Below are 6,596 nucleotides of genomic sequence, written 5' to 3'. Positions count from 1 at the left end.
GAAGCCAGAGAAATGGCTGCCCTGGACTTATCGAACAACGCTGGCCGCCATCCACAGCTAATCAACAATCAGATGCACCACCCTTCATATCTGTCAGGATTTTTTGGGTGAAAGTTGAGCTATTCCGCCGAAAGCTTACCGGAATTTCAGTTTTTGTCTTTACTTGGTCCACTCAATTCACTGCTTGACAAGGGACTTGAGACCCCTGGAGGAATGGAGTTTGAAGGAGGGGGACTCCTAAGGATTCGTGCGAGCCTTAAGTCAGACCCTAGACTGAGGGGGATCCCAGGTGGAACATATAATTCCGCAAACTCACTGGAACTGATAGATCTGTCTTTAAAGACGGAAGCCTACCCTGGGAATATCGAGGGTCAGATTTATCTTGAAAACCATGTCGAGAAAATTCGTATCCTGCACCGTCTTCGTTCTGACTCAGGAGATTTGACATTTAGCTCCCGTGCCTACAGGTTCGCCCTTGAAACGATATTCATGTTTAATGATTACCTGAGCGATGGGTTGTTTGACGATCAGATAATTTTTGAAACCCAAGATGCACTGGAGGCCATTGGCAAGCTGGAGCCGGAAGCCCTGAATATCTGGAAAAGCAAAATGGAACTTCAGAAAAAATTGCTTGCGGACCTGGAAATAAATACGGATGCACGCAATGCCTATGAAGCTCTAAGTGTTCTGGCTCCCGCGTTCAAAGCATATGACAAGGTTGTGGCTGCTATGGTCGGTGATACTTCATCGATAGCTGGTGTGGCAGGTGCAGTGAAAATTCTTCAGGAGTGCCAGCCCGGTGAGGAAGGGGATCCGCTCTGCGATACCCGCCTTGACGAACTTATACTCAGTGAAAGGACCACCGAAGATCAGAGGAAAAAGTTGCGCACGCTCAAAGACCTGATTGACGAGCTTCCCGGAAATACTCCACCCAGCTGCGAAGCCTTATCCCGTGACGAATGCGTAAAGACATATCTCGAAATTTACCTAACTGCTGATGATATCAAGGTTTTGGATGCCGCTCGTAAGAGCCTTGAGGTAGTAAAGAACGCACCGGATCAATACAAGAAGTATGCGAACAAAGTAAAAGAACTTGAAGAGCAGATAGAAGCGACAAAGTATCCATGAACGGATTATGCAGTAGGACTTCAATCGAACGGCAGACCTATTTTCCCAGGATAAAGGCAAGAACCATGAAGCTTTTAATTCCATGTATTTTACTGGCAGCAAGTCAAAGTTTTTCATTGCTGGCTGCGGATTTGTGTTCACAGGAGGTAATGAGTCAGACCTGCAATAAAGAGGATGTAATTTCGCAGAAGGAATGCCTGCATAGCCTTACAAGAACTCTGCAGACATGCATTGATGGAGCCAATAAAGCAACTGAAAATGCAAACAGTAGAGTCACAAATATTGTAAAGGACAAGGCAAAGGCCGTTGTTGGTCCGCTGACAAGCGACCGCGACAATGGACTCGTTGCCTTGAGTCGAATCAAGGGAGTGCTTGCAGCCCATGAAGGATCCACCAAGGCAACGCAGCAAAGGTTTACCGCCCTGGTGGAGGACTTTAAGCAAAATGTGAAAGATAGGGATGAAGCTGTGATTCAGGCTCATGTCAGGGAGGTTGCCGCAAGCGCAGAAGGAACGGATCGGCTCAGACTTGTTGCTGTGCTGTCCGATCTCGAAGATATCAGGCAGGAGGATCTTTTCGTAACCCGATCACTTCGTGATCGCTGCCTTGCCTTGAAATCCTGGATGGCCTATCTGACAAAAAGCATATCAAAAGGAATAGGCCAGGATCTGGCATTTGTCAAAAGCCATGGATTGGCTGGCATGCTGGATCCGTTCGCGAATCTGTCCAGCATTCTCGACAAAATCATTGGATACGTGGATAACCGCGAAAAAAGTGTTGATGAAACTGTGACCGCAATGAAAGAGCAGGTCGCCATTCGGATCGAACGGTTGAGACGGATTGAGGTTGAAAAGGAAACGGCTGAAACATTGAAGACTTCGGCCTACCTTGATTCCGTGCAAAAATTTTATGGTGAAATTGAAGACGCAAAGTATGCGGCATTCAAGGAAGGAAACAAAAGTGTTCGCACAAATCTTCCTTATTATGGCGATCAGCTGGCTGCGTTGAAACGCTTCCTGGCCTACGGCGGATATTGCAATAGCAATCCGAAACCGAAATGGATGGAATCAGGATGTCTTCGCTACTCCTCCTTCGAGATAAATGCGAAAAAGCTGGCTTCAGGAGGTCTTGTAAAAAATATTCAGCTTCGCCTCGACATTATCGACTCTCAGGACCGGGACATAGCCCCTGCCATCAGGCAAAAGCTGAAGGATCATATTGCAAACAGAAACTATGAAGATGCCATAAAGCTATATGACACTATCCTTGCCATGGAAAAACCACTATGAAATTTATGCAATCTGTGTTTTTTCTCCTGTCATTTTTTCTCTCGATCAACCCCTTGCACGCTCAGTATTTCGGTGGTCGTGGCTGCAGTCAGAGTGAGTTGCTTGTAAACATTGTTGTTACACGTACTGAAACTGAACAGGGTTCAGTTTGTCCGTCTAAAGATCCTCAAAAGCGTGGATTCTTAAGTGTTAATTCCAACCCAATCATTTTTAATCCTGATCAACTCCATAATCTCTATGGTCCCAGCACCTATGAATATTGCATGTCTGACCGTACTAAAAATAACGTATGGGGACTCTGGCGGGGCTGCGTGGCAATGTCTGCATTTAAGGCCAAGGGCCAAAACTCGTTCGCCTTCACAGTATGCGCTTTGAATTCCAGGGGCCTCTGCGCATCAGATGCCTACGTTGAAAAATCTTATGAAGTTAACATACAGAAAGAGGATGGAAACTTTCTTGATCTTTTTAATTTTTCCATCATGGGAGTCGGCGATGATGTCGATTTCGAATGCATTCAAGGCCAAGCGAGTGGGCCTGGATGTGCTGAGTCAATTGGTAGCGACACTCTACTGCCGAACACAATGGAAGCGATCCGGTTGCTTCTCAGCGCGTCCGAACAGCTCAAGCGTGATGCTCTGGCAAAAACTTCCGCCGCAGACCTAAGAATTGAAAAAGCGGAAAAGGTTCTGAAAGACATTAAAGGGAGGTTATTCGATCAGTTGACAGAACAGGATCTTGCTGATTTTGCAGAAGCTCTAGCGATACTTCGTACTGAGCGTGCGAGTGCGACTCAACTTCGCGCGGAGGTTGAAAGGCAGCTTGAAACCATTCGTACCAGCGTTGACGAAACGCAAAGTAAGGCGAAGATCGAGCTGGCGTCACTCGGAATAGATATTGATGACAGCAATACCTATAAGGATTTGGTTGATTTTGAAATTTCCACTACCCCTTTGCCGTCGATTCCAAGTGCTGATCCAATTGATCCCAACGACAATGTCTATAAGCTCCTTGCCGACAAAAGTCTGGAGGCTATGAACAGGTCGCTCGAAAGCAACAACAGAACTGAGTTCTTACAGGTCACTCTGAGCTGGTCTGAAAAGAACAAGGCGCTACTTGAACTCTATAGACCACGACTTGTTGCTTCGGAGAGTGAGCGCGCAGAGTATGAGCTACAGACAAGGCGTGTGGAGAATTTTCTTTACGGTGCTGATGGGAAGCAGGGAGTCCTGGACAGAAACGGCTGGTTTACAGATTCCCTGGTGCCAGTGGATTTTCAGCAACTCATCGACAGCATGCTTGCTCGCGATGCCAATGACCCATTTGCCGTTTGGCTCAAACAGACAATGCGCCCGTTGCCGGGGAAGCAGGGTACGATAGACGGAAAAACATATAGCCTTATTCTGTTGAGCTATTCACTGGTCACATATTTTAACGAATTTCGCAAGATTTATGAAGAGGCGATCGCCGAAGGGTATCGGCCCCCACCTGCCGCTCCACCAGCAATTGGACAACCAAATGAATTTGCGGGCTATAGCTGGGAAACCTTAACAAAGGAATATTTTGCGAACCAAAAAGCGATTGAAGAGATCAAGAAGGCCGGAGTCATGGGGATTGATCTCTATGTCTCAACCAGTCTGGCCTCACCTCTCGTCTCGTTCTGCCGAATTATATCGGGAAATTCGACCTGTCGGTTTGATGGTGAAAAGGATCTTACTGGGTGGGACTATCTCTTCTCATCTGTGGACAGTTTGGCTGTTCTTGGGCCCCTAAAAGCCGCAATGTCGATATTGAAAGGACTTCCATCGATTGGAGGGAAAATCTTTTCAGTGTCGTCCAAGATCGCTGAAGTGCTGGAAAGTGTTCAGGCAAAAGCTTTGGAACTCGGGCTAAAAGCAACCCAGGATACTTCGGATTTTGTGTTTCTGCTTGGCAAGGTCGGCGTCAAGAGTCCTGGTCAACTGGTCGAGTTTGTGAAGTACCTTCATGCATCAAAATCAGTTAAGTCATTTTTGCGAATGGCTAGGAATGCCGATTCGATTGCAGCGATCGAAGCTAAATGTTTGAAGTTGTCTGACCCTGTGCAAAAGTTCTATGTTGACCGCATGACACAGCCATATATGGCCGAAGTGAAGGAAAAGATCACCATTATTAGATACTACGGCGAATATAGCGTGGGAGAGGTTCCTAAAATAAATGGGAAAAATCCAAGTGGAGCCTCTAAGCTAGGCGGCTTTTGGAGCACTAAACTTTATCTAAATGAAGAATCGTTCCGTGTAGGAGGTGTTGTATTTCCTGAGTGGAATGGCGCAAAGCGAGTGGTCCAGATTAGGATAAAACCTGCTCAAGGAAAACCAAAAGTCAAAATTGCAATAGGAAAAGGGAAAGGACAAGTACTTCTCCCAAATCAAACTTTTACGGGCGCCTCGAAAGTGTTAGATGACAGTGACGATTACCAAGTGGCATTGGTCGCAGACCCGGACTGGCTTGCTGCGAGCCCGGAAAATACACATGATAAGTGGCTGCCTTATCTGGAACAACAGGGCGTTATCGAAGTTTTGGAGGACGCTCCTACGGGATGGAAATAATGCTATTGAAAGCGAAAGATCTTGAAGGTTCAATTCTGGACAAGCCCGACTACATTAACGGTTTCCAGGAAAACAGTGATCATTTTGATTCGGAATTTTCTTCTTTAAGGAGTATGGCACCCGGCGACACGGGCTGGATCAAAGCATTGTCATTTTTCGAAATCTATAAGGGGAAAGAAGGATACAGGATTGCTCTTCCTACAAAATGGTTTCCAGTTTGCGTCAATGGGTATGAGCTTTTTGAAAATTATTTGCTTTCCAGGACCATTTTTCCGAACAGATTCCAAGCTAGCAAGGCAGCTTCGAATATTATCATGAGAGAGATAGGGTATTAAGCTGAATTGAAGCCGAAGCCAGGCAGGTGGCTTCCAGGATTTTAAAAGGATTTGGGGTGTCGAGATAATGAAAGCAAATAATATTTATGTTAAACTTCTCGTTTTCACAATGTTCACACAGCTGAACGGCTGTCGAGACGACAATGACAGGCGACATATCGAGCAAGAAGGCGAGGAGCCCCAAGCTTTTCTGATACAGGGAGCCACTGCAAAAGTTTTTCAAAACGTCTCTAGTGAGCTAAGGTGCGAAGCACTGAAAGACTATTTTACACAATTTGCGATCCAAGCATTGGATAGTGGAAAATTGGAGAATTTTTCTTGTGAAGATCGAACTTGGTCGGATCGCGATGACTACGAAGTTAAACTTCAGTTGAAAGCTGGCCACAGAATAGCTGTCATTTGGCTAAGGACCTGGGGGACATTACGACCCTCGGTCGTCTATTGCCCCCTGCCCTTTGAGAATAACTCCATGGGGGAGTGTTATCCTGACCCCGCTCAGTTCCACCATGACGAGACTGATAATAATCAGCCCCGCGCGGGAGTGATTCATCCTAACATGAAACTGTTTAAGGAGTTTTTCGTTCAATACATCGCCCAGCCCCAAACTGTAGATCTCGCGTTCGGTATGGAGACCAAAGAATTTGCCTCCAGATGGATATCCAAACTTAATGCTGGCGAAATGCTATCGATCGGCAGGGAAGATAAACTTGAATTTGGGCTAAGCTTCCCACAGACGGATGATATATTGAGCGGCACAGTTGAAGTATCCGATATCAATGCAGATGATTTGGCTAGATATGGTTTTATGGGGTGCACGACAAAGGAGTGTCTAAAGGGCAAGACGTTCCCGTATATTTTCAATGGCCATCACGTTTCTATCCGTGCTGAATCTGGACATGTTCTAACTATACCATTGGCGATACCGTAACATATTCGGACTGGCCGCTAATAAAATGTAGTCCTTAACGGTTTTGATGAGATCTCCGCTACTGCTCCACCTCGGAGCGGTAATCAGATCCCTATTGTTTCTGAATGACAATCCCACTTACTCGTGTCGCTTGGCTTTTGTCGAGCGATTCGTTTTTCAAGAGACACACTAAAGGAACCTTTAGGCGGGCTTTTGGACCGGACGAACTCCGAGAAACGTGGCACAGGCTTCGATCAGTTGGCTACTGCTGACGGGCTTTGGAAGTTTATGAATGGCATAAGCTTTGAGCATGGAATCCTCGATTTCATACGCATAGCCTGAAATTAAGATT

General features: G+C 46.1%; 5 protein-coding genes. All 5 read left to right on the top strand.

What is annotated here, in order from left to right:
• Positions 1 to 153 precede the first annotated feature (153 nt).
• The 5 genes from VE954_RS35890 (at position 154) to VE954_RS35870 (ending at position 6,265) form a co-directional block, all read left to right on the top strand.
• Entirely contained in the window at positions 154 to 1,128 is a 975-nt protein-coding gene (locus VE954_RS35890; protein ID WP_324962188.1) for a hypothetical protein, read from the top strand.
• Positions 1,129 to 1,277: 149 nt separating this feature from the next.
• Positions 1,278 to 2,417 (top strand): hypothetical protein, encoded by a 1,140-nt coding sequence (locus VE954_RS35885; protein ID WP_324962187.1) that lies wholly within the window; start codon positions 1,278 to 1,280, stop codon positions 2,415 to 2,417.
• The gene (locus tag VE954_RS35880; RefSeq protein ID WP_324962185.1) at positions 2,414 to 5,002 is read left to right on the top strand and encodes a hypothetical protein; all 2,589 of its coding nucleotides are present in this window, start codon (positions 2,414 to 2,416) and stop codon (positions 5,000 to 5,002) included. Before VE954_RS35885 ends, VE954_RS35880 begins: the two co-directional genes overlap by 4 nt.
• A 5-nt stretch (positions 5,003 to 5,007) precedes the next feature.
• A complete protein-coding gene (locus VE954_RS35875; RefSeq protein ID WP_324962182.1) occupies positions 5,008 to 5,337 on the top strand; it encodes a hypothetical protein in 330 nt (109 codons plus the stop codon).
• 67 nt (positions 5,338 to 5,404) lie between these two features.
• Positions 5,405 to 6,265 carry a hypothetical protein gene (locus VE954_RS35870; RefSeq protein WP_324962180.1) on the top strand — a complete coding sequence of 287 codons (861 nt, stop codon included), beginning with the start codon at positions 5,405 to 5,407 and terminating at the stop codon, positions 6,263 to 6,265.
• The last annotated feature ends 331 nt before the right edge of the window (positions 6,266 to 6,596 follow it).

Origin of the sequence: Oligoflexus sp., assembly GCF_035638955.1 — a bacterium.
Taxonomy (GTDB): domain Bacteria; phylum Bdellovibrionota_B; class Oligoflexia; order Oligoflexales; family Oligoflexaceae; genus Oligoflexus.
The sequence above is the reverse complement of the archived record's forward strand: the minus strand, read 5'-3'. Positions and strand labels throughout refer to the sequence as shown.

Bases quoted from the DNA above. Each gene is read 5' to 3' on its own strand.
- VE954_RS35880 (WP_324962185.1), top strand. From the start codon at position 2,414: ATGAAATTTATGCAATCTGTGTTTTTTCTCCTGTCATTTTTTCTCTCG.
- VE954_RS35885 (WP_324962187.1), top strand. From the start codon at position 1,278: ATGAGTCAGACCTGCAATAAAGAGGATGTAATTTCGCAGAAGGAATGC.
- VE954_RS35870 (WP_324962180.1), top strand. From the start codon at position 5,405: ATGAAAGCAAATAATATTTATGTTAAACTTCTCGTTTTCACAATGTTC.